Annotated in this window: 23 protein-coding genes and 1 pseudogene; 14 read left to right on the top strand and 10 right to left on the bottom strand. The window is 69.4% G+C overall.

Annotated elements, in window-relative coordinates; genetic code table 11:
* A pseudogene (locus ADL01_RS33845) lies at nt 1–96 on the top strand (DNA mismatch repair protein MutT); the annotation flags it as partial.
* A gap of 194 nt (nt 97–290) precedes the next feature.
* On the top strand, nt 291–902 hold the full coding sequence (locus ADL01_RS47945) for a hypothetical protein (RefSeq protein WP_420719766.1): 612 nt from the start codon (nt 291–293) through the stop codon (nt 900–902).
* A gap of 168 nt (nt 903–1,070) precedes the next feature.
* On the opposite strand, the gene ADL01_RS33840 is transcribed toward ADL01_RS47945, so the two are convergent.
* Nucleotides 1,071–1,388: a helix-turn-helix domain-containing protein gene (locus tag ADL01_RS33840; RefSeq protein WP_053745866.1), complete on the bottom strand. Its 318-nt coding sequence runs from the start codon at nt 1,386–1,388 to the stop codon at nt 1,071–1,073.
* Between the two features lie 2 nt (nt 1,389–1,390).
* Nucleotides 1,391–1,771 (bottom strand): type II toxin-antitoxin system RelE/ParE family toxin, encoded by a 381-nt coding sequence (locus tag ADL01_RS33835; protein ID WP_199834997.1) that lies wholly within the window; start codon nt 1,769–1,771, stop codon nt 1,391–1,393.
* Nucleotides 1,772–2,013: 242 nt separating this feature from the next.
* Here ADL01_RS33835 and ADL01_RS33830 point away from each other — a divergent pair, with 242 nt between their 5' ends.
* Nucleotides 2,014–2,673, top strand: coding sequence for a maleylpyruvate isomerase N-terminal domain-containing protein (locus ADL01_RS33830; protein ID WP_053745864.1), 660 nt, complete (start codon nt 2,014–2,016; stop codon nt 2,671–2,673).
* A 185-nt stretch (nt 2,674–2,858) separates the two neighbouring features.
* Here ADL01_RS33830 and ADL01_RS33825 read toward each other — a convergent pair whose 3' ends face one another.
* The 6 genes from ADL01_RS33825 to ADL01_RS33800 form a co-directional block, all read right to left on the bottom strand.
* On the bottom strand, nt 2,859–3,659 hold the full coding sequence (locus tag ADL01_RS33825) for a hypothetical protein (RefSeq protein WP_053745863.1): 801 nt from the start codon (nt 3,657–3,659) through the stop codon (nt 2,859–2,861).
* Between the two features lie 147 nt (nt 3,660–3,806).
* A complete protein-coding gene (locus ADL01_RS33820) occupies nt 3,807–4,586 on the bottom strand; it encodes a succinate dehydrogenase iron-sulfur subunit (RefSeq protein WP_053745862.1) in 780 nt (259 codons plus the stop codon).
* Complete coding sequence (gene sdhA / locus ADL01_RS33815) at nt 4,586–6,340, bottom strand: succinate dehydrogenase flavoprotein subunit (protein ID WP_053745861.1); 1,755 nt, start codon at nt 6,338–6,340, stop codon at nt 4,586–4,588. Before sdhA ends, ADL01_RS33820 begins: the two co-directional genes overlap by 1 nt.
* Nucleotides 6,341–6,373: 33 nt before the next feature.
* Nucleotides 6,374–6,865 (bottom strand): succinate dehydrogenase hydrophobic membrane anchor subunit, encoded by a 492-nt coding sequence (locus ADL01_RS33810; protein ID WP_053745860.1) that lies wholly within the window; start codon nt 6,863–6,865, stop codon nt 6,374–6,376.
* A 5-nt stretch (nt 6,866–6,870) separates the two neighbouring features.
* On the bottom strand, nt 6,871–7,251 hold the full coding sequence (gene sdhC, locus ADL01_RS33805; protein WP_078960909.1) for a succinate dehydrogenase, cytochrome b556 subunit: 381 nt from the start codon (nt 7,249–7,251) through the stop codon (nt 6,871–6,873).
* 209 nt (nt 7,252–7,460) lie between these two features.
* Nucleotides 7,461–8,027: a 2-oxo-4-hydroxy-4-carboxy-5-ureidoimidazoline decarboxylase gene (locus ADL01_RS33800; protein WP_053745858.1), complete on the bottom strand. Its 567-nt coding sequence runs from the start codon at nt 8,025–8,027 to the stop codon at nt 7,461–7,463.
* A gap of 351 nt (nt 8,028–8,378) precedes the next feature.
* Between ADL01_RS33800 and ADL01_RS33795 the strand changes: the two genes are divergently transcribed.
* From ADL01_RS33795 to ADL01_RS33775, 5 genes are all read left to right on the top strand, one after another.
* Complete coding sequence (locus tag ADL01_RS33795; protein WP_053745857.1) at nt 8,379–10,034, top strand: beta-N-acetylhexosaminidase; 1,656 nt, start codon at nt 8,379–8,381, stop codon at nt 10,032–10,034.
* A 177-nt stretch (nt 10,035–10,211) separates the two neighbouring features.
* The gene (locus tag ADL01_RS33790; protein WP_053745856.1) at nt 10,212–10,943 is read left to right on the top strand and encodes a DUF4328 domain-containing protein; all 732 of its coding nucleotides are present in this window, start codon (nt 10,212–10,214) and stop codon (nt 10,941–10,943) included.
* A gap of 96 nt (nt 10,944–11,039) precedes the next feature.
* Nucleotides 11,040–11,576: a hypothetical protein gene (locus tag ADL01_RS33785; protein ID WP_053745855.1), complete on the top strand. Its 537-nt coding sequence runs from the start codon at nt 11,040–11,042 to the stop codon at nt 11,574–11,576.
* 75 nt (nt 11,577–11,651) lie between these two features.
* Nucleotides 11,652–12,230: a hypothetical protein gene (locus tag ADL01_RS33780; RefSeq protein ID WP_053745854.1), complete on the top strand. Its 579-nt coding sequence runs from the start codon at nt 11,652–11,654 to the stop codon at nt 12,228–12,230.
* 182 nt (nt 12,231–12,412) lie between these two features.
* Nucleotides 12,413–12,784 (top strand): hypothetical protein, encoded by a 372-nt coding sequence (locus ADL01_RS33775; RefSeq protein WP_053745853.1) that lies wholly within the window; start codon nt 12,413–12,415, stop codon nt 12,782–12,784.
* Nucleotide 12,785: 1 nt separating this feature from the next.
* Here the strand turns inward: ADL01_RS33775 and ADL01_RS46850 are convergent, their stop codons facing one another.
* Nucleotides 12,786–13,043: a LuxR C-terminal-related transcriptional regulator gene (locus tag ADL01_RS46850; RefSeq protein WP_063783617.1), complete on the bottom strand. Its 258-nt coding sequence runs from the start codon at nt 13,041–13,043 to the stop codon at nt 12,786–12,788.
* A 563-nt stretch (nt 13,044–13,606) separates the two neighbouring features.
* On the opposite strand from ADL01_RS46850, the gene ADL01_RS33765 reads away from it, so the two are divergent.
* Together ADL01_RS33765 and ADL01_RS33760 are read left to right on the top strand one after the other, a co-directional pair.
* Nucleotides 13,607–14,269 (top strand): RNA polymerase sigma factor, encoded by a 663-nt coding sequence (locus ADL01_RS33765; RefSeq protein ID WP_053745871.1) that lies wholly within the window; start codon nt 13,607–13,609, stop codon nt 14,267–14,269.
* Complete coding sequence (locus ADL01_RS33760; protein ID WP_053745852.1) at nt 14,269–15,426, top strand: hypothetical protein; 1,158 nt, start codon at nt 14,269–14,271, stop codon at nt 15,424–15,426. Before ADL01_RS33765 ends, ADL01_RS33760 begins: the two co-directional genes overlap by 1 nt.
* Nucleotides 15,427–15,688: 262 nt before the next feature.
* Here ADL01_RS33760 and ADL01_RS33755 read toward each other — a convergent pair whose 3' ends face one another.
* Nucleotides 15,689–16,561 (bottom strand): L,D-transpeptidase family protein, encoded by an 873-nt coding sequence (locus ADL01_RS33755; protein WP_053745851.1) that lies wholly within the window; start codon nt 16,559–16,561, stop codon nt 15,689–15,691.
* Between the two features lie 170 nt (nt 16,562–16,731).
* Here ADL01_RS33755 and ADL01_RS33750 point away from each other — a divergent pair, with 170 nt between their 5' ends.
* The 4 genes from ADL01_RS33750 to ADL01_RS33735 all read left to right on the top strand — a co-directional run bounded on the left by ADL01_RS33750 (nt 16,732) and on the right by ADL01_RS33735 (nt 21,205).
* Complete coding sequence (locus ADL01_RS33750; RefSeq protein ID WP_053745850.1) at nt 16,732–18,312, top strand: acyl-CoA mutase large subunit family protein; 1,581 nt, start codon at nt 16,732–16,734, stop codon at nt 18,310–18,312.
* Between the two features lie 93 nt (nt 18,313–18,405).
* Nucleotides 18,406–18,981, top strand: a complete 576-nt coding sequence (locus ADL01_RS33745) for a Uma2 family endonuclease (RefSeq protein WP_053745849.1) — start codon at nt 18,406–18,408, stop codon at nt 18,979–18,981.
* 116 nt (nt 18,982–19,097) lie between these two features.
* Nucleotides 19,098–19,811, top strand: coding sequence for a TetR/AcrR family transcriptional regulator C-terminal domain-containing protein (locus ADL01_RS33740; RefSeq protein WP_053745848.1), 714 nt, complete (start codon nt 19,098–19,100; stop codon nt 19,809–19,811).
* Between the two features lie 41 nt (nt 19,812–19,852).
* Nucleotides 19,853–21,205: a polysialyltransferase family glycosyltransferase gene (locus ADL01_RS33735; RefSeq protein WP_053745847.1), complete on the top strand. Its 1,353-nt coding sequence runs from the start codon at nt 19,853–19,855 to the stop codon at nt 21,203–21,205.
* Nucleotides 21,206–21,212: the final 7 nt, after the last annotated feature.

The following is a 21,212-nucleotide window of genomic DNA, read 5'->3' as shown; positions in this document are numbered from 1 at the left end:
CTGCCGGAAGAGATCGAGCAGTTGCCGATGCACCACACCCAACGACTCAGGCTCCACCACTTCCTGGAACAGCGCGAAAAGCCGTACCTGGGCTGAACCGTCTGACGGCAGTAGCGACGGCAACACCCCCCCCACAACCATAGACACCCACGCACTTCACCGGACCGGCAAACTGCGCTTGACCTGCGAAAAAGCAGGTAGAGGGGTCCGTGCAGCACACGTACTATGTGCTCGCTGGGCAGACGCAGGTCCTCGTTCACAACACCGGAGGCCACACCCCAGACGACGGGATGGTCACTGTTGGCCGTTGGATGTCTGGGGCAGAGCATCAGGCGGTGATGGAGACCGGAATGGTTCAACGTGGTGGGGGTGGTTTCACCTACGTTGCGTACCCGGCAAGTCGAGACGCATACATATCGGCACGCCCGGGATCCGTGTACGCAGAATTCGGTGTGCCGAAATATTCACTCATTCCTGGCGGCAGGTCGGGGGACTTCAAGATGTCGGATTCCGACACCATCTTTGCTCGTCTGGCGCAGAAGAAGGGGGGCCCTGTTCCTCAACTTCCCGAGGCGAAGAACATCAAAACCTCTTGCTCCTCGTGCCGGACCCGTCGCGGTCCCGTAGGTCACGGTGACCGAGTCGTTGTCCCCGACCGCGTAGTCCCGGTAGCCGTCGCCGTTGTAATCGTCGGCGTACCTGGCCGGCGTGGCCGCTGTTACGGGGCCTGTCGACAGAGTGAGCAATCCGCCGGCCAGTGCGACGGATGTTGCCGTCGCGAGGACCAGGCGAGCGGTAGAGCGTATGGACATGTGTCTCCTGCGGTACGCGAGGCCTTGCGGCTGCCCTCGGTGGTCTGGTCGCCCCCGTCCGGACAGGGCATTGGCCGGGCCGCGCCGTGACGAACCAATTCGGGAGCACCTGAGAGACTTGCGCGATGTCCAGAGGTTGTACGCCGCATGGAGGCAGTTGTGGCCAATGGCCCAGTAGCCCTTGACCGCAGTAACTTGCCGCAGCCGCCAGCCGGACCACCATGCCACCCCACCGTCAGCCTCCGCCTCCCAGACTCACTACGCCACGACCACCCGCGTCCCGTTGAAGTTGGCGACGACTTCCAGCTCTCCGCCCAAGGCGGCGACGTAGGCAGCTACCGTTCCCACCTCTGCGGATGATGTACTGCCGCGCTCGATGGCAGACACCCGTTCCTGGCGCACGTGCATACGATTCGCGACTTCGCGCTGGGTGAGACCGAGCTGACGACGCATCTCGGCGAGCCGGTGCGCGCGTGCCTCGGCCACCATGCGCCGGGCTCCTGCCGAGATCTCGTGGAGGTCTTCCGCGTCGAAGACCTCCTCCTTGACCTCGTCCCAGGAGTGGAAGCTGGTCATGTTCACGTCTCCTTCTGTTGCCTCTGCTTCAGGTGGACGAGCCACTCCCTGTACCGGGCTTCGGCAAAGGGGATGGAGCGTCTGTACCACTCGGTCCAATGGCCTGCTTTGTCGCCGGCTACGAGAAGGACGGCGCTGCGCTCCGGATCGAAGACGAACAGGATGCGGATCTCGCTGCTTCCGGCTGAGCCGGGGCGCAACTCCTTGAGGTTGTGCAGGGCTGAACCCTTGATCCGGTCTACCAGGGGACGTCCAAGATCGGGGCCCTCGTCGACGAGAGCCTGGATCGCCTGGCCTACGAGCTGTGCCGTGGCCCGGTTGTCCTTGCGAACTTCGTGCAGCCAGTCGCGAACCTCCACGGCCATATCAAGGTGCCAGGCCATCGGGTCCTCATCGAGTAGTACGCTTCCATACTAGTACCCTGGCGTACTGTCGGCTCTCGTGAAGGGACCGCGAACCCGGTTCACCCGATCGTGGCCAACTCTCCGAGGTTCCGCGCCCAGCTCCACACTTGCGTACGCGGGTCGGGCGGGTCCGGGTGAGCGCAAGCGTCCTCCAGGTGCGCAGAACGCCCCACTCGAATCCGCTTGTCCACCCTTCCCGACCACCACTACGGTGCCGAACCGTGGACCTCTTCTCGCGCTCCTGGACCGCACTGCTCACCACCATCGCCGCACTCCCCGACGACGACTTCACGCGCCCCTCCGGCTGCACCGGCTGGCTGGTACGGGACCTGGTCTGTCACCTCGTCATCGACGCGCAGGACGTCCTGATCACCCTCGTCACGCCCACCGAAGCCGAGCCGACCGTCGACGCCGTCACTTACTGGGATGTCCGCACCGAACCCCCGACCGGCGACGACCCGCTCGATGCCCTGATCCCCCGACTGGCCGCCGCCTACGGCGAGCCCGCGCTGCTCAAGTTCCACCTCGACGACGTCGGTTCCGCCGCCGGCCGCGCCGCCCGGCTCGCCGATCGCACCGTCCGCGTCGCCACCCGCGATGAGGTGCTGACCGTCGGGGACTACCTCTCCGCGTACGTCACCGAATGGACCCTGCACCACCTCGACCTGATCGCGCACCTCCCGCACCCCGTGCGGCAGCCGCCCGCCGAGACCCTCGCGGCGGCCCGCGCGTCGCTGGAGGCGATCGCCGGTGCACGGTTTCCCGCCGCCTTCTCCGACGAGCTCGCGCTGCTGATCGGCACCGGCCGCCGTACGCCCACGGACACGGAGACAGCCGCCCTGGGGCACCTCGCAGCGAGGCTTCCGCTGATCCTCGGCTGAAAAGCCTGTCGGCGGCAGGTGAGGCAGGGCGCCGCTCAGCTCGCCCCTTCCGGCCAGGACCGCGAGGCTCCCTATCGTCCTCGGGTGAGCGGTCCGCCACCCGGGCCGGGGCAGGTGAGGCAGGGCACCGCCCGCCTCACCACCCCCGACCCCCAGCCGCTCACCGGGTCAGGACGTGGGCGTCCTCAACACCCGCCCGCGCGCCGCGAACTCACCACCACATCGTCCATCCGCACGTCGTACGACGCCGGTGACGGGTTCCCCTGATACAGCTGCCACCCCAGCTTCAGCTTGTCGAACGTCGGGAAGACGAAGTCGGAGTCCTGGGCGCCGCCGTGGTTCTTCGTGCCGACCGTCAGGTCCGACTGCTCGACCCCGTCGAAGTACACCGTGACACTGTTGTCCTTGGCGTCGAGATGGAACTCCACGCAGCTCCAGTTCCCCGCGACCGCCGGTGCCGACGTCTTCCACGACGTCCAGTCGCCCGTCGGGCCCAGGTCGGAGCCGACGCCCCAGAAGTTGCCCTTGTCCGTGGGGGCGTACTGGCCGCCCAACGGACGTACGAGGGTGGGGGAGTCGGCGCCGGAGGCCTCCGCCATCGTCCAGTGGGCCCAGTCGGGAGCCGTGGGGAAGGCGTCGACGCGCAGGCGCAGGCGGGCCCAGTAGCTGTTGCCGGGCGGGGCGAGGTCGGGGAAGACGAGGAAGGCGCGGCCGTTGCCCTCCGTGTGGACGCGGAGTTCGCGGCCCTTGCCGTATGCGCTCGGGGCGACGGTCAGGGTGCCCTTGGAGGTGTCCGCGGTCCAGCCGTGGCCGGCGGTGACCGGGCCGAGGGGGAGATGGTCGAAGTTCTCCCTGGCGAGCGGGCGTTGGCCAAGTGCCGTGTCGTGCACCGGGGTTGCCGAGGCGGTGGGGGGTATCGCGAGCAGTGTGGCCGTGGTGGCAGCGGCGGCCGACAGTGCTGCGATCGTTTTCCTCAGGATGGTCATGTGCCCAGTCTGTAACGGGAGTTGACCAAGTTCCTAATGGTGCGGACGGGCCAGAAATGCCCGAGGGCCCTGTTTCCACACTGAAGCGGAGGAAACAGGGCCCTGGGGTGAACTCGGTCAACACCGGAAGTTCATTACACCGGAAGATCAGAAGCGACGCGTGATCAGCGCCCTCTTCACTTCCTGGATCGCCTTCGTGACCTCGATGCCACGAGGGCAGGCGTCCGTGCAGTTGAACGTCGTACGGCAACGCCAGACACCGTCACGGTCGTTCAGGATCTCCAGCCGCTGCTCACCGGCCTCGTCACGCGAGTCGAAGATGAAGCGGTGGGCGTTGACGATCGCGGCCGGACCGAAGTACTGGCCGTCGTTCCAGAACACCGGGCACGACGACGTGCACGCCGCGCACAGGATGCACTTCGTCGTGTCGTCGAACCGTTCCCGGTCCTCCGCCGTCTGAAGGCGCTCGCGCGTCGGCTCGTTGGTGTCCTTCGTGACGAGGAAGGGCATCACGTCGCGGTACGCCTGGAAGAACGGCTCCATGTCGACGACCAGGTCCTTCAGGACCGTCAGGCCCTTGATGGCCTCGACCGTGATCGGCTTGCCGGGGTTGATGTCCTTGATCAGGGTCTTGCAGGCAAGGCGGTTCTTGCCGTTGATCCGCATGGCATCCGAGCCGCAGATGCCGTGCGCGCAGGAACGACGGAACGTCAGCGAACCGTCCTGGTCCCACTTGATCTTGTGGAGGGCGTCCAGGACGCGCTCCTTCGGGTCGATCTCCAGCTGGAAGTCTTCCCAGACCGCCTCGGCCGCCAGCTCAGGGTTGAAGCGGCGGATGCGGAAGGTGACCGTGATGTACGGGGAGTCGGCGAAGCCGGGCTCGGGCTCGCCGGCCGCGTCCGCCTTGTCCAGAACAGGGGTTGCCATCAGTACTTACGCTCCATCGGCTGGTAGCGGGTCTGGACGACCGGCTTGTAGTCGAGACGGATGGACTCGGTGCCGTCGTCGCCCACCTCGCGGTACGCCATGGTGTGGCGCATGAAGTTGACGTCGTCGCGGGTCGGGTAGTCCTCGCGGTAGTGACCGCCGCGCGACTCCTTGCGGGCCAGCGCGGAGACCGCCATGACCTCGGCCAGGTCGAGCAGGTTGCCCAGCTCGATGGCCTCCAGGAGGTCGGTGTTGAACCGCTTGCCCTTGTCCTGGATCGAGACGTTGCGGTAGCGCTCGCGCAGCTCCGCGATCTTCTCCACCGCCGTCTTGATCGTCTGCTCGGTACGGAACACCATGACGTTCGCGTCCATGGTCTCCTGGAGCTCCAGACGCAGCGCGGCGACCCGCTCCGTGCCCGTGGACTCACGCAGGTGCTCCACCTGGGAGATCACCAGCTCCGCCGGGTTCTCGGGGAGCTCGACGAAGTCGGCCTTCTGGCTGTACTCCGCCGCCGCGATACCGGCCCGCTTCCCGAACACGTTGATGTCCAGGAGGCTGTTCGTGCCGAGGCGGTTGGCGCCGTGCACCGACACACACGCGACCTCACCGGCCGCGTACAGGCCGGGCACCACCGTGGTGTTGTCGCGGAGCACCTCACCCTCGACGTTCGTCGGGATGCCGCCCATCGCGTAGTGCGCGGTGGGCTGGATCGGGATCGGGTCCGTGTACGGCTCGATACCGAGGTAGGTGCGCGCGAACTCGGTGATGTCCGGGAGCTTGGCGTCGAGCTGCTCCGGCGGGAGGTGGGTGAGGTCGAGGTAGACGTGGTCGCCCTCAGGACCGCAGCCGCGGCCCTCACGGATCTCCGTGTAGATGGAGCGGGACACGACGTCACGGGACGCGAGGTCCTTCATGACCGGCGCGTACTTCTCCATGAAGCGCTCGCCGTCCTTGTTGCGGAGGATGCCGCCCTCACCGCGGGCGCCCTCCGTCAGCAGGATGCCCATGCGCCAGATGCCGGTCGGGTGGAACTGGAAGAACTCCATGTCCTCCAGCGGCAGCCCGCGACGGTAGACCGCGGCCTGGCCGTCACCCGTCAGCGTGTGGGCGTTCGACGTCACCTTGAAGAACTTGCCGCAGCCGCCGGACGCGTAGATCACGGCCTTCGCCTGGAAGACGTGGATCTCACCGGTAGCCAGTTCGTAGGCGACGACGCCGGCGGACCGCTTCACACCGTCGACCTCGACGATCAGCTGGTCGAGGACGTAGAACTCGTTGAAGAACTCCACGCCCTCCTTCACGCAGTTCTGGTAGAGCGTCTGGAGGATCATGTGACCGGTGCGGTCGGCCGCGTAGCAGGACCGGCGGACCGGCGCCTCGCCGTGGTTGCGGCTGTGGCCGCCGAAGCGGCGCTGGTCGATCGTCCCGTCGGGCGTCCGGTTGAACGGCAGGCCCATCTTCTCCAGGTCGAGGACCGAGTCGATGGCCTCCTTCGCCAGGATCTCGGCGGCGTCCTGGTCGACCAGGTAGTCACCGCCCTTGATCGTGTCGAAGGTGTGCCACTCCCAGTTGTCCTCCTCCACGTTGGCGAGCGCGGCGGCCATACCGCCCTGCGCGGCGCCCGTGTGGGACCTGGTCGGGTAGAGCTTCGTCAGTACGGCGGTACGGCTGCGCTTCGTCGACTCGATGGCCGCGCGCATGCCGGCGCCGCCCGCGCCGACGATGACGGTGTCGTACTTGTGGATCTTCATCAGAATTACCTCAGCCCCTTGTGACCCGGTGGCCTAGCGGATGTTCGGGTCGAAGGTGAAGATCACCAGCGTGCCCAGCAGGATCGTGAACACCGTGGCGGTGTAGAGCAGGCCCTTGAGCCACAGCCGGGTGTTCGCGCGCTCCGCGTAGTCGTTGATGACGGTGCGCAGGCCGTTGGCGCCGTGCAGCATCGCCAGCCACAGCATCAGCAGGTCCCAGACCTGCCAGAACGGGGAGGCCCAGCGGCCGGCCACGAAGGCGAAACCGATCTTGGAGACACCGCCGTCCAGCACCAGCTGGATGAGGAGGTGGCCCAGGACCAGCACGACCAGGACGATGCCGGACAGGCGCATGAACAGCCAGCCGTACATCTCGAAGTTGCCCCGGGTGGACTTCGGGGACTTCTTGGTGCGCTTGCGCGGGGCCTCGATCAGGGGCGCCGGGTTGTCGGCGTCGTAGCCCGCGAACGTGCCCGAGCCCTCGACGGGGCCGATGCCCGAAGCGGTGGATTCAGTCGTCGCCATGGGGGTCAGCTCCCGAACAGTTCACGAGCGGCGTGGCCGAGGACGGGGTAGATCGCCCCGATCATCAGCACGACCCACAGGCCGACGACGGTCCACAGCATGTGCTTCTGGTAGCGCGGGCCCTTCGACCAGAAGTCGACGGCGATGACGCGCAGGCCGTTGAGCGCGTGGAAGAGGATGGCGGCGACGAGGCCGTACTCCAGCACGGCGACGATCGGCGTCTTGTACGTGGCCACGACGTCGTCATAGGCCTCGGGGGAGACACGGACGAGAGCGGTGTCCAGGACGTGTACGAACAGGAAGAAGAAGATGAGGACGCCGGTGACTCGATGAGCCACCCAGGACCACATTCCTTCCCGGCCGCGGTACAGCGTTCCAGCCGGCACGGAAAACCCTCCGGGAGCGGGGATCGGGGCCGCGCCGGCTTCGGGTGTCGGACGGGCCCGGCCGGGTACGGTCCTCCGGCCCTCGCCATCGTAGCGACGTGTTGTCGGAACGCTTACAGCGGGCCTACCGATGTGATCAAAGAGGCTCGTACGGGCTATTGCTTGCGGCTACTGGGGGAGGGGCTTGCGGTTCGTCTGCCGGGTGCGGGTCAGATGTGGCTGGTCGCGCCCCGCGGCGGAGCCGCGGAATGTTGCGGCCCCGCGTCCCTTACGTAGCTCGCCAACCGTTGCCCTGCCAGGCGCCGGAGTTCCTCGGCTGCCACCACTCGTTCTTCCTCCGGATCGTTTGTCAACCGTGACCGGATGCCTGTCAGGACCTGGTTGAGGGCCTCGTTTGGGGAGGTGTGATCGACGCAGATGACGAACACGTGGCCGAATCGGCTCTCGTACGCCGCATGCGCCGCCCCCAGCGCCATGTGGGCCGCCGAGTACACGCCGTCGGGCAGGGCGGGCAGCGCTTCTGCCGCCAAGGCCTCCGACAGGTCGGCCGGGGCCAGGTCGTACGCCGCCTCGTCCGCTGCCGCGAGCAGGGAGTCCAGGTCGGGGTAGGGGCGGTGGTCGGTGAGACGGCGGGCCCAGCGGAGGCTGCGCAGGCAGGCGAGGAGCGCGCGCTCGACGTCCTCGGCGGGGTCGGTGTTGAACCGTTCCAGCGTTGTCGGCGTAAGAGAGCCCGGCAGGGTGGGGCAGGGGGACTCGGCGCGCGTCTGGGCCGGCATGGCGAGCGGGCCGGAGTGGTCGGGTAGACGGTGCGCGGGCAGCGTGAGTCCTCGGCGTCGTGGGCTGGTGTGTGAGATGCGCGGGAATTGCCGCTCACATTATCGAGAAGTGGTCAGGAGCAGTCCGACGGACGTCTGAATTTCACCCGAATGGGAGAGTTTCGGAACGTACCGTGGACGGTGCCGGTGCGTCGGGGACGTAGGTTCAGATGTGAAGGCGAGCCAGGAGGTGCGTGACATGCGAGCGATATGTGAGGCACGGACAGGCGGGAACCGGTGACCGGGCGGAGGCGGCGGGCTCCTGAACGGAAACGGGGTCCGCAGAGGAAGACGTACGGACAGGGGCCCGGGTTGCTTCTCGGGGCCGGTGTTCTCGTCGCCGCCGGGGCGGTGGGAGTGTCCGTCGCCTTCTGGCCGGCCGGCGACGCGGGTTCTGGCACCGACCTGGGCGCCACCGCCGCGTCGAGCGACGCGACGCCCTCCTCGGAGGCGGCCGGAGCGGCGAGCTCCGCACCCTCGGCCGGATCCCGCACCCCTGCTCCCGCCCCACCCTCTCCGTCCCCGGCCCGCGTCTACCCGCTCTCCAAGACGCCCCGCACCATCCCCGCCGTACGCGAGCACGTACCCGCCCGGGGTCCGGGCTGGCGCCCCGCCTCCACCGCACGTGTGGTCGTCACCGGCGGCGGTCTCGCCGACGAGGGGGAGCTGCTCGCCGGTGAGCTGCGGATGGCGTACGGCGGGACGGCCGCCCCGCGTGCCGGGGACGTCCAGCTCACGCTGGCCCCTGGGCAGGCGGCGAAGGGCCCCGAGTCCTACACCCTCACCGTCAGCAACCGCCGCGTCACCATCGCCGCCCCCGCCGAAGCGGGCGTCTTCTACGGCACCCGCACCCTCAAGCAGGAGGTGGCCGCCGGTGGCACCGCGTCCGAGGGGGTCGTGCGCGACCGGCCCGCCAAGCAGCGGCGCGGGCTGTCCCTGGACACCGCCCGCAAGCATTTCCCGGCGTCCTGGATCGAGGACCGCATCCGTGAACTGGGCGACCTCAAGTTCAACGAGCTGGACCTGCACTTCTCCGACGACCAGGGCTTCCGGATCGCCTCCGACACCCACCCGGAGATCGTGTCCAGGGACCACCTCACCAAGGCCGAGGTCCGCCGTATCGTCGCCCTGGCCGCGAGCCGCCACATCACCGTCGTGCCCGAGATCGACTCCCCGGGCCATCTGGGCGCGGTCCTCGCCGCCCACCCCGAGCTCCAGCTGACCAACGCGCAGGGCACGCCGGTCCGAGGGGCGCTCGACATCTCCAAACCCGGCGCCGCGAAGATCATCGACGACCTGCTGGGCGAGTACGCCGACCTCTTCCCCGGCGCGTCCTGGCATCTGGGCGGCGACGAGTACCGGGCCCTGGCGGTCGCGAACCCGGCGGTCTCGTATCCCCAGCTCGCCGCGGCGGCCACCGCGAGGTACGGCGCCGGTGCGAGGGTCTCCGACCTCGCGACGGGCTGGCTCAATGACCGGGCGGCTACCGTCCGCGCCCACGGCCGGACGGCTGTGCGCGCCTGGAACGACGGCTTCTACCTGTCGAGTTCCGTTCAGCCGGACAAGAACATCCAGGTCGCCTACTGGACCGGCAAGGAGATCGGCGCGCGGCAGCCCGCCGGGTATCTGAGCGCGGGCCGCAAGGTCGTCAACTACAACGACGAGTACCTCTACTACGTGCTCGGGCAGCCGAACCAGTTCTTCTATCCCACGGGTGAGCGCATCTACAAGCAGTGGACCCCGCGGGTGCTGCGCGGCACCACGGCCGTCTCCTCGGCGTACGACAACCAGATTCTCGGCGGGGTCTTCGCCGTCTGGTGCGACCTGTCCAACGCGCAGACACAGAAGCAGGTGGCGGCCGGCATCCGGATGCCGCTGCGGGCGACCGTCCAGAAGCTGTGGGATCCCCGGGTCCAGCCGTCCCTGTCCTGGACCGACTTCAAGAAGCTGGCGAACCGGCTGGGCTGATACCGACTGGCTGATATCGGCTGGACGCGGGAGGCGGACTGACCGTAGGTTCCGCACGGGAATTCGTATTCGTATCTTCGCGTCTTCGTTTCTTCGTATGCCGGGTGCGCCCCTGGGGGCAGCGCCCGGCTTTCGTCTCGGCGCGGCGTCCCGTGCCGTCATTCTCGGGGGATTCGTATGTTCGGCAAGCGCGGCCAGCCCTCCACTCCGTCCGTACGTCCCGACCTCCCGCCGAACGGCCCGGCCTGGCTGCGGTCGCCGGTCGGGCTCGGCAAGGCCGTCGCCGTGCTGCTCGGACTGGTCGTCGCCGGCGACCTCTTCGCCGTCTACGCCGGCGTCACCGTGTACGACGTGATGGGCTCCCTCGCGGACCAGGGCGTTCCCTACGCCGCCTACGTCACCGTCCGGAGCGACGCCGCTCACGCGGACTCGCTCTACGCCGCCGCCGGGTACATACAGACGGCGTCCCTCCTCGCGACAGCCGTCGTCTACCTCGTCTGGTTCAAGTGCGTGCGGATCAACGCCGAGGTGTTCAACCCGTTCGGGCACACCATGAAGCGCGGCTGGACGGTCTGGTGCTGGTTCGTGCCGGTCGTGAGCCTGTGGTTCCCGCGCCGGATCATGCTGGACATCTGGGATGCCAGCATCCCTGCCGACACCCGCGCTTCGCACGGGCTCGTCAATGCCTGGTGGACACTGTGGCTCGTCGCGCTCTTCACCAGCCGGAACGACTTCGGCACGTACTCTCCTGCCGACACGGCAGAGAAGATCCGAGTCGCCGTCGGCCAGGCACTGTTCTCCGATGCCGCCGACATCGCGGCCGCCGTCCTCGCGATCTTCGTCGTGCTGCGGCTGACCCGGATGCAGAACGAGAAGGCGCTGCAGGGCCCCGGCTCCGCGGGCGTCTGACACACCTGGCGTCAGATCCCTGGCCAACTCCCTTGTCTCTGTGGTGTATTCGGCGCGGGCAGAGCGAGCAGAAACCAGAAGGCCAGGGGGATGGCATTGGGTTACTGGGGCTATTTGATCGTGGGCAGGAGCGAGCGGCCGCTCGCCGAGACCGACGCCCTGCGGGCCGTGCGCTCCGCGCTGACCTCGCGCGAACAGCGGGACGACGGCTGGCAGGTGTGGGAGTACCCGAGCGGTGACGGTGACGTCGGCAGCATGAACACCCTCGCCCTGGAGACCGGCGCGCCCGCGCTCTTCGGGTACATCATGGACAGTCACTGCGTGGTGCTGGAGGCGGCGGCGCCCGAGAGCGGGGCGTGGACCACCTGTCTGGCACGCGGCGCCATGGCCGGATATCTGGGCGCCGGGCAGGACACGGGCGACGGGGGCAGCGAGGAGGGCGGCGCGCTCACCCTCGACGACTACTTCCTGGAACCCGGCGACGCCGCCGAACGCGCGGTCGACTGGGCCGCCGAGGCCGGCCATACCGTGAACATCGGGCCGCTTCTGGACGTACTGACCTCCGAACCCGATCCATTGGCCGAAAACCTGTTCTTCCGGTTCCTCGACCGACTCGGGGTGCTGCCCCTGTGACGCTCCGGCCACGTCGCACGCAGTAAGGGAAAGGGCAGGCTCCGTAAGGGATGACGCCCTGGCAAGGAGGCGTGCATGAGCCTGGTGGAACTGATCGCTCGCGCCGATGAGCGCGGCCTGACCGTCAGCGGACTGGCCTGTTTGGATCGGTGCGTGGCCCTCCTGGACGGCGACGACGAGATCCTGCGCCCCCTGTGGGCCGCCCTCGCCGAGGGGAGCGACGCGGAGGAATGGGCGACCCGGCTGGAACAGGTCCGCGTCAAGCTGGGCACGGATGCCGCCGTCACCGCCTCCCCGGCTTCCGCCGAGGGCGAGGCCGAGCTTCTCGCCCGGCGGATGCTCGCCGCCGCCCCCGCGATCCGGTCCGCCGCCTCGGTACGTGAGTGGGCCGACGCCTGTTCCGTCGCCGCGCTCCGCATCCACCGGCTCCTGGACGCCTCCCCCGCCGGCCCGTCCTCGCTCGACGCTCACCGGGAAGGCCGTACGGAGGGCATGTCGCCCCTCGTCGCGGCCGAACTGCGGCGCCAGACCAGGGTGCTGGAAATGCTCGCCGAGCACGGTCTCGGTGGACTGCGGCAGGCGCTCGCGGTGTCCACGGAGGGCCGGCGCGTCCTGCGCGCGGTGGTGTCGCGGCGGGCGCGCGGACGGGCCTGACCCCCCGGGACCCGGTCGTGTGGCCTTCCTGTGGCTGTCCCGGGGTGGACCTGGGGTGGATCAGGGGCGGTCCCGTAGCGATTCCCGTCAGCCGCCGAAAGGGGGTGACACCGGTCGCCACCTGCACGCTTTCCTTGACTGTGACCGCACACCGAGCAGCACACCGAGCACCAGAACGAACGATGCGCCCGCAGGCCGCCGCGAAACCCGTGCGCTGGGCCGCCGACACCGTCTCGACGATGCGTGAGGGTGCGCGGCTGCGCCTCGACTACTCGACCCAGAGTCTGTGGCGCGTCGACCGGATGATCGAGGAACTCCGCCGCGAGCGGACGCCGTACGCCGCCGTGGAATCGGTGCTGCGCGGCTTCGGGGCGTACGCCGGTGAAGTCATCGTGCGGCAGGCCGGGGGCGCCGCCGAGTGGCTCGAGGCGGACGGCGGGCACTGGATCCGTACGGTCGACGGGCAGTTGTGGGACCCGGTCGACGAGGCCCGCCGCTGTTTCGGCGGCCACGGTTCGCTGCGGCTGCTGTGCCTGGACGCGACGGCGTTCTAGGTCAGTTCCCGACGCCGGGTGAGGACGGCCGGGTCGCGGCCCACCAGGCCGCGATCTGGGCGCGGCAGCTGAAGCCGAGCTTCGACAGGATGCTGGCGACAGGGGCGTCCGCGGTGCGCGGGGAGAGCCCGAGCACACTGGCGGCCTGCCGGTTCGTCATGCCCTTGGCCCCCAGCGCGGCGACCTCCCGCTCACGCCGGCTCAGCGGGTCCGCGACGACGGGCCGGGGATCCGGACCGACGGTGGCCCCGCCATCCAAATCCCCGTTGACGCTACCTTTCCGGTAACGGAGAAGGACGGCACGGCACTCGCAAGGCACCTGCCCGCTTCGCGCCAGGGATTGTTGAGGGCTGCCAGGTGTCGTAGACGGCGGGGCGATGCCCGACGTGCGCAACCCGCACCACCAGCTCGCGAGGGAGTTTCCGGAGTTCGGCCTGCGCCTCGGGCCGGAAAAACGGGCGCTTCCCGGGTGCGCGTCACCGGGTGGGATCACACGAGGCGCCTGGCCTGGCCGGTTGCGCTGGTCACGGAATCCGCGCGAAGCCCCAGGTCGTGTGGGTGACCCACGGAGACGGCCGGGGCCGCCACCCCCCACAGGAGAGGCCCCGGCCGTCGCGTGGCACGGGCCGCGCGGCGGCCCGTATCTCTTACAGCGCCGCGGGCGCGCTTTCTGTCACAGCGTCATCGCGTCACGAGATAGTTGCACCTTGTACGGACATGGACGAGGAGCACTTTGACGACGTAACGTGCCTTTCGCTGAGGAACCACGACGGCGAGAACCAGGGCCGCGAGAGCGGCGCCGGTTAGGCGCGAAGAGGTGTGGTGCACGGGGACGACGCGGAGCTGACCACCGCGGTGCTTGCGGCACAGACTGGGGACGAGACCGCTTTCCGGACTGTGTACCGCTCCGTGCACCCACGGTTGCTCGGGTACGTACGGACGCTGGTCGGCGATCCGGACGCCGAGGACGTCACGTCCGAGGCGTGGCTCCAGATCGCCCGTGACCTGGACCGGTTCAGCGGGGACGCGGACCGTTTCCGGGGCTGGGCCGCTCGGATCGCCCGCAACCGTGCCCTCGATCACATACGTATGCGGGGGCGCCGCCCGGCCATCGGCGGCGACGAGACCGAACTGTCCGGCCGGGCCGCCGACTGCGACACGGCGGGCGAGGCGATGGAGTCCCTGGCCACCGACAGCACCCTCTCCCTCATCGCCCGGCTGCCGCAGGACCAGGCCGAGGCCGTCGTCCTGCGAGTGGTCGTCGGCCTCGACGCCAAGACCGCCGCCGAGACCCTCGGCAAGCGCCCCGGAGCCGTCCGTACGGCGGCGCACCGCGGTCTGAGACGGCTCGCGGAGTTGCTCGGCGAGGACCCGGACGCGACCGCCGCGCTCGACGCGCTGCCGCTCCAACGGGAACCGCACGGACGTGCGGTGACGTCGGCCGGTGTGACGCATACGCGTTCGCGGACGCAGAAGGACATGTGATGGCCGACGACGACCGGTACGGGTGGCTGGACCACGCTGCGGCGGAGCGTTTGCTGAGCGGGAAGTCACCGGAGGCCTTACTGACGTCCGCGGGCCCCGAAGCCCGCGACCAGGCCGAGCAACTCGCGAAGACCCTGGACTCGCTCTCCGTGGACGGCCCGCAGGGCGGCGCCGAACTCCCCGGCGAGGCCGCCGCGCTGGCCGCGTTCCGCAAGGCCCGCCCGGTCGCCGGCCTCGGCAGCGGCGCCCCCGGGACGGACACGGACCTGGACTCCGACATCGGTGTCATCCGGGTGGGAGGGTCCGGGCGCCCCGGTGCCTCCCGTCGACGCCGCGTCCGTCCGGCCCGCAGGAACCGCCCCCTGCGCCTGGGGCTCGGTGCCGTGCTGGCCGCCGGCATGGTCGGCTCGGTAGCGATGGCCGCCGGTGTCGGCGTCCTGCCGAACCCGTTCCACGGTGAGGCGCCCGGCCGCCCCGCCGCCACCGTGTCGGCCGCCGGGCCGCGTGGCCTGGAGCCGGCCTCGCCCTCGCCGGACGGCGGCACCGGAGGCAAGAGCGTGCCGTCCCTCGGGCCCGACCCCACGAACGGGGGCCCCGGCGACCGGGGCACCGCCGGGGGCGGCGACCCCAAGGCCGGTCCGAACCACGGGAAGCGGGGCCACTCGGGTATGGGCCTGCCCGGTGACTGGCGCGGACTCGCCATGTCCTGCCGCGACCTGCACAGCGGCAAGAAGCTGGACGCCGAGCGCAGACGGGCCCTGGAAAACGCGGCCAAGGGGCCCAGAAATGTGCCGAAGTACTGCGAGAAGACCCTGAAGCATGAGTCGGCCCTCCGCTCGAACGCCGACACCGGGAAGGGCGCTGGGAAGGGCACCGGGAAGACCGGCGGAGACGTCGGCGCCGAGGGCGGCCAGAGCGGCGCCGGTGACAACGGCGGCAAGGGCCACGGCGCCACCGGCGGCCACGGCCACGGCGGAAACGGCAACGGGAACGGCCAGGGCCACGGCAACGGCGGAGGTCACCCCGGCCTTACCGCGACGAGGCCGGAACCCACCCCGACGTCCTTCGCCGCCCCCGGCACACACGTACCCCGGAAGGGTCGGGCCCCGGCCGCCACCCCGTCGTACGGCATGCTGCCGCTACCGAAGGCCACCTGAGCCCCGTACGCCTCGTACGCCTCAGGAATGACCGCTGCGCACCCCTCTGACCTGCACGGACACGCGACGAAGAATTTTCTCGCGGGCCGAGTGTGACATTTTCCGTGGTGCCGACGCAGTAGACAGTGAGCCGACTGGTCATCGGTTCCTCGCACAGAGCCGGGGTTCCCCCCGTACCTACGGCTCGTGCACCTGGCGCGGGCGGGACACGTTCCCCCGGTCCCGTCCGCGCCCCCAATCCACCTCAGCCGCTGTCGCCGGCTCACCAGTAGATGACGACCTTGTCGCCGTTGCTCACCTCGGCGAAGATCGCGGCGATCGCCGTCTCGTCCCGTACGTTCACGCAGCCGTGTGAGCCGCCGCCGTAGCCGCGGGCCGCGAAGTCGGCGGAGAAGTGGACCGCCTGACCGCCGCTGAAGAACATCGCGTAGGGCATCGGGGAGTGGTAGAGCGTCGACACGTGATGCCGTGACTTCCAGTAGACGCTGAAGACGCCTTCCCGGGTCGGTGTGTACTGGCTGCCGAACCGCACGGACACCGTCGACAGGGTCCGGCCGTCGACCATCCAGCGCAGCGTCCGGCTCGTCTTGCTGATACACAGCACCCGGCCCCTGAGACAGCGCGGGTCGGGGTAGGCGGCCGGCTGCCCGCCCATCAGATACAGCTCCCACTGTCCCGGTTCGCGCGTCATCCGCAGCAGCCGCTGCCAGGTGACGGTGTCGGTCTTTCCGGTGGGTGGCAGCCCGCGCTTGCCCTGGAAGCCCTTGACGGCGCTCTCCGTCAGATCGTCGTACGACCCGGTCGGTCCGTCGAAGAGCCAGGCGACCTGACGCAGCCGCGCCTGGAGTTCGCGCACGTCACGCCCACTGTCACCGCGCGACCAGAGGACGGCGGCGGGCGGTACGGGAGCGGGGGCCGCCTTCTTCGCCGCCGGTGCCGGTGCCCGCTTCGGTGTCAGTGTCGGCGCCAAGGTGGTTCCCTTGCCGCCGGGTTTGTCGTCGGCGGGCGAGTGCGAGACCTGGATGTGCACGGGCGACCGTGCCCCACCGTCCGCGTCGGTGGTGCGCACCGTGCAGCCGGCCACGGCGAGAGCCGCGAGAACGAAGGAAACCGCGAAGGAAACCACCTTTCGCATGTCCGTAGTACGCAAACCGGACCCCCCGAAGCTCATGCCGGACCCCCCGAAGCTCATCGTCCTCGCCCCCATCCGTCCGTCCCATCGATGCTCCCCGCACATGACCGGGGACGAACTACGCGGCATTGTGTTGTGTGCGGCGACTGGCAAGCTACGCGGAAGGACACACCATGACGCGTGAGTCCGAGTCGGGACTACCCCTCGAACCGGTGTACAGCCCCGACACGCTGGCGGACTGGGACCCGGCGCGGAAGCTGGGCGAGCCGGGCGAGTACCCCTTCACCCGGGGCGTGTACCCCTCCATGTACACGGGCCGCCCCTGGACGATGCGCCAGTACGCCGGTTTCGGCACCGCCGTGGAGTCGAACGCGCGCTACCGGCAGCTGATCGCCCACGGCACGACGGGTCTGTCCGTCGCGTTCGACCTGCCGACGCAGATGGGCCACGACAGCGACGCCGCGATCGCGCACGGCGAGGTCGGCAGGGTGGGCGTGGCGATCGACTCGGTCGACGACATGCGGGTGCTGTTCGACGCGATCCCGCTGGACCAGGTGTCGACGTCGATGACGATCAACGCCCCGGCGGCGCTTCTGCTGCTGATGTACCAGCTCGTCGGCGAGGAACAGGGCGTCCCGGCCGACCGCCTCACGGGCACGATCCAGAACGACGTGCTGAAGGAGTACATCGCGCGGGGCACGTACATCTTCCCGCCGAAGCCCTCGCTGCGCCTGACCGCTGACATCTTCCAGTACTGCGGGGCCGAGATCCCGAGGTGGAACACGATCTCGATCTCCGGTTACCACATGGCGGAGGCGGGTGCGAGCCCCGCACAGGAGATCGCGTTCACGCTCGCGGACGGCATCGAGTACGTCCGTACGGCGATCGCGGCCGGCATGGACGTCGACGACTTCGCCCCGCGCCTCTCCTTCTTCTTCGTGGCCCGTACGACGATCCTGGAGGAGGTCGCCAAGTTCCGCGCGGCCAGGCGCATCTGGGCGCGGGTGATGCGGGAGGGGTTCGGTGCGCGGAACCCCAGGTCGTGGATGCTGCGCTTCCACACGCAGACCGCCGGGGTGCAGCTGACGGCTCAGCAGCCCGAGCTGAACCTGGTCCGGGTCGCGGTCCAGGGTCTGGCGGCGGTGTTCGGCGGCACCCAGTCCCTGCACACCAACGCCTTCGACGAGGCGATGGCCCTGCCCACCGACAAGAGCGCCCGCCTGGCCCTCCGTACCCAGCAGGTCCTCGCCCACGAGACGGACGTCACGGCGACGGTGGACCCCTTCGCCGGTTCGTACGCCGTCGAGCGGATGACGGACGACGTGGAGGCGGCGGCGGTCGCCCTGATGGAGCGGGTCGAGGACCTCGGCGGCGCGGTGGCGGCGATCGAACACGGCTTCCAGAAGGGCGAGATCGAGCGCGTCGCGTACCGCATCGCCCAGGAGACGGACGCCGGCGAGCGGGTGGTGGTCGGCGTCAACCGCTTCCAGCTCGACACGGAGGAACCGTACGAGCCCCTCCGCGTCGACCCGGCCATCGAGACCCAGCAGACACAGCGCCTCACGAGACTCCGGGCGACCCGCAACCAGGAGGCGGTCGACACGGCCCTGGCCACCCTGAAGCAGGCGGCGGCAGGCACGACCAACGTCCTGTACCCGATGAAGGACGCACTGCGCGCCCGGGCGACGGTGGGGGAGGTGTGCGGGGCATTGCGGGAGGTTTGGGGGGTTTACGTGCCTAGCGATGCGTTCTGAGCTGGGCAGTTACGCCGTATGGGTGAGCACGGGCTGAACCCGCGTGTCTCCGGTTACGCTCGTTGCAGAGTGGGCCCCGAAGAGGAGGACGCCATGGCCGTACTGCGGCAGGAGCTGACCCTGGGCGAAGCAGCGGACCTGCTAGCCCGTGCACTGCCTGGCCACCGCGTGGAGATTCTCCAGGGGAGGCTTACCGTGACACCGCCGCCGGATGGCTCGCACGCACTGTCATTGACGAATCTGGGCAGGGCGTTCGACCGTGCGGGGATCGTCGAGGCAGGACACGAGTACGTCCAGGGCGTCGGCCTCTGGCTGCCTACTTTGCCTGAAGACTTCGCGATTCCTGACTTCTCCATCGTCGACGCGGACTTCCGCGACGCCCACGTCACGAAGAACTACTACGCCCCGAACGTCTTCCGCATGGTTGTGGAAGTGACATCGTCGAACTGGTCCGACGACCTCTATGCCAAGGTCGAGTGCTACGCCCAGGCCGGCATCCCCGCCTACCTCATCGCGGACCGCAAGCATGACGAGGTGCTCCTCTACACCGACCCGGCGGACGGCAAGTATCCCGACCCCCAGCACTTCGAGCGGGGTCAGCGTGTGCCCGTTCCGGAGTCTGTCGGCGTGCGTGTCGAACTCTCCGCGGATGCCCTCCTCGACGGCTGACGCGTCCTGACCCAGGGCACCCCTCCCCGCCGCGTACTCCACCACCCCCTCCGCCGTGTCGCCCGCCCAGTGACCCTGTCCTCCGAGCGTGGACTTAACGGTGTTAAGTTGTCAGCGTGAGTACGGAATCCCCGGAACAGCCGGAATCACCGCGACCACCCGCACGCCGAGCCCCCCTCGACCGCACGCGCGTCGCCGACACCGCCCTGAGACTGCTCAACGAGGTCGGCCTCGACGGGCTCACCCTGCGGGCCATCGCCAAGGAACTGGACGTCAAGGCACCCGCCCTGTACTGGCACTTCAAGGACAAACAGGCACTGCTCGACGAGATGGCCACGGAGATGTACCGGCGGATGGTCCGGGACACCCCTCTCGACCCCGGCCTCGGCTGGCGCGAGCGCACGCTGGCGTCCAACCGGGGGCTGCGTGCCGCGCTCCTCGGCTACCGCGACGGCGCGAAGGTCTTCAGCGGCTCACGCTTCACCGGCACCGAACACGCCGTCCAGATCGAGGCGAACCTCCGCTGCTTCGTCGACGCCGGCTTCACCCTCGGCCAGGCGGTGCGCGCCACCATGACGGCGTACGTGTACACCGTGGGCTTCGTCACGGAGGAACAGGGCGTGCGTCCCGTACCCGGAGAGCGCCGCGAAGGGTACGACGTCGAGGACCGGGCCCGGCGGATGGCCGGCTTCCCGCTGGCGGCCGCGACGGGCGGCGAGATCTTCGAGGGGTACGACCGGCAGTTCGAGGAGGGCCTGGACCTGCTGCTCGCGGGCATCGAGGCGAAGTACACGGGGGCGAAGCGCGCGGGGCGCGAGGGCCTGCGGTGACCCGGCGGAATCACGGAGGGAATGACGGAGGGAATCACGGCATGATCCAGCTCTTCTTCTCGGCGACGCAGTACGCCGCCGCGACCGTCACCGCCGCGATCCGCGCCGGACTCTTCGGCCCGCGTGAGGACCACCGGCGCATCCTCGTCGTCAGCAACGCCGCCCCGGTCCCCGAGGTCAGCACCCCGCTGGACCGGATGGCCGGGTTCGAGAAACTGCGCCCCGAGTTCGACGAGGTGCGCTCCTGGAACGAGTTCATCCACCCGCACCACCCCACCACCTGGTCCCCGACCGCCCAGGACGCCCCGATGTGGGAGAAGGCCGTACGCCTCGCCTGGAACCTCGGAGACGAACCCGTCGAGATCACCTGCGAGTCCATCCAGGCCAACCCCTCCCGAGCGGCCGCCGACATCTTCGCGGACAGCCCCGTCCACGTGTACGCCGACGGGCTGATGAGCTACGGCCCCACCCGCAACCGCATCCCGCACGGCATGAGCACCCGCATCGCGCGCGTCCTGCACCTCGACCTCATACCGGGCCTGCGCCCCATGCTGCTCGCCGAGTACGGTGTGCCGCCGGTGGCGATCCCGAACGAGCCGATCGTCGCCGTACTGAACGAGATCGGCGAACAGGGCGCGGACCTCCTCGCCGCGTGCCTCCCGGCCACGAACCGGCCCACCGCCGTGCTGCTGGGGCAGTACCTCGCCGCCCTCGACCTCATCTCGCCGGAGGAAGAGGAGCAGCTGCACGTACGGATGCTGCGCGCGGCGGCGAAGGCCGGCCACACCGGGATCCTGTTCAAGCCCCACCCCAGCGCCCCCGCCGCCTACGACGGCACCCTGGAGACCGCCGCGCGAGAGCTGGCCGTGGAGCTGACCGTGCTGCGTGAGCCGGTGCTCGCCGAGACGGTCTTCGCCTGTCTGAAGCCGACGCTCGTCATCGGCTGCTTCTCCACCGCCCTGATGACCGCCGCGACCTTCTACGGCATCCCCGTCGCCCGCGTCGGCACGCGGACGCTGCTCGGCCGGATCACCCCGTACGAGAACAGCAACCGGATTCCGCTCACCATCATCGACGCGGCGCTCCCCGACGCCGAGCAGGGGCCGTCGGACTTCGCGGGCTCGCCGACCGGCGCCGGGGTGGCCGAGCGGCTGACGCCGCTGGTGCGCGCCGTGGGGTACTGCATGCAGTCCCGCAAGCACGCCGGCCTGCGCGACGAGGTCGCCGACTGGCTGACCACCCGGCCGGCGGCGAACGCCCACTACTTCAACCGCCGCCGCCTGACCAGCCTCCGCCTCCCCGGCGGCACCACCGTCCGCGCCCGGACGCTGCGCCGCCATCCGACGGTCCGCGCGGTCGTACGGCGAATCCGCGCGGTACAGGCGCAGCGCTGACCGGGGA

This window comes from Streptomyces sp. NRRL WC-3618, from assembly GCF_001280005.1.
In the GTDB taxonomy this organism is placed as follows: domain Bacteria; phylum Actinomycetota; class Actinomycetes; order Streptomycetales; family Streptomycetaceae; genus Streptomyces.
Note: the sequence above shows the minus strand (reverse complement) of the source record. Positions and strands in the feature narration are given on the sequence as shown.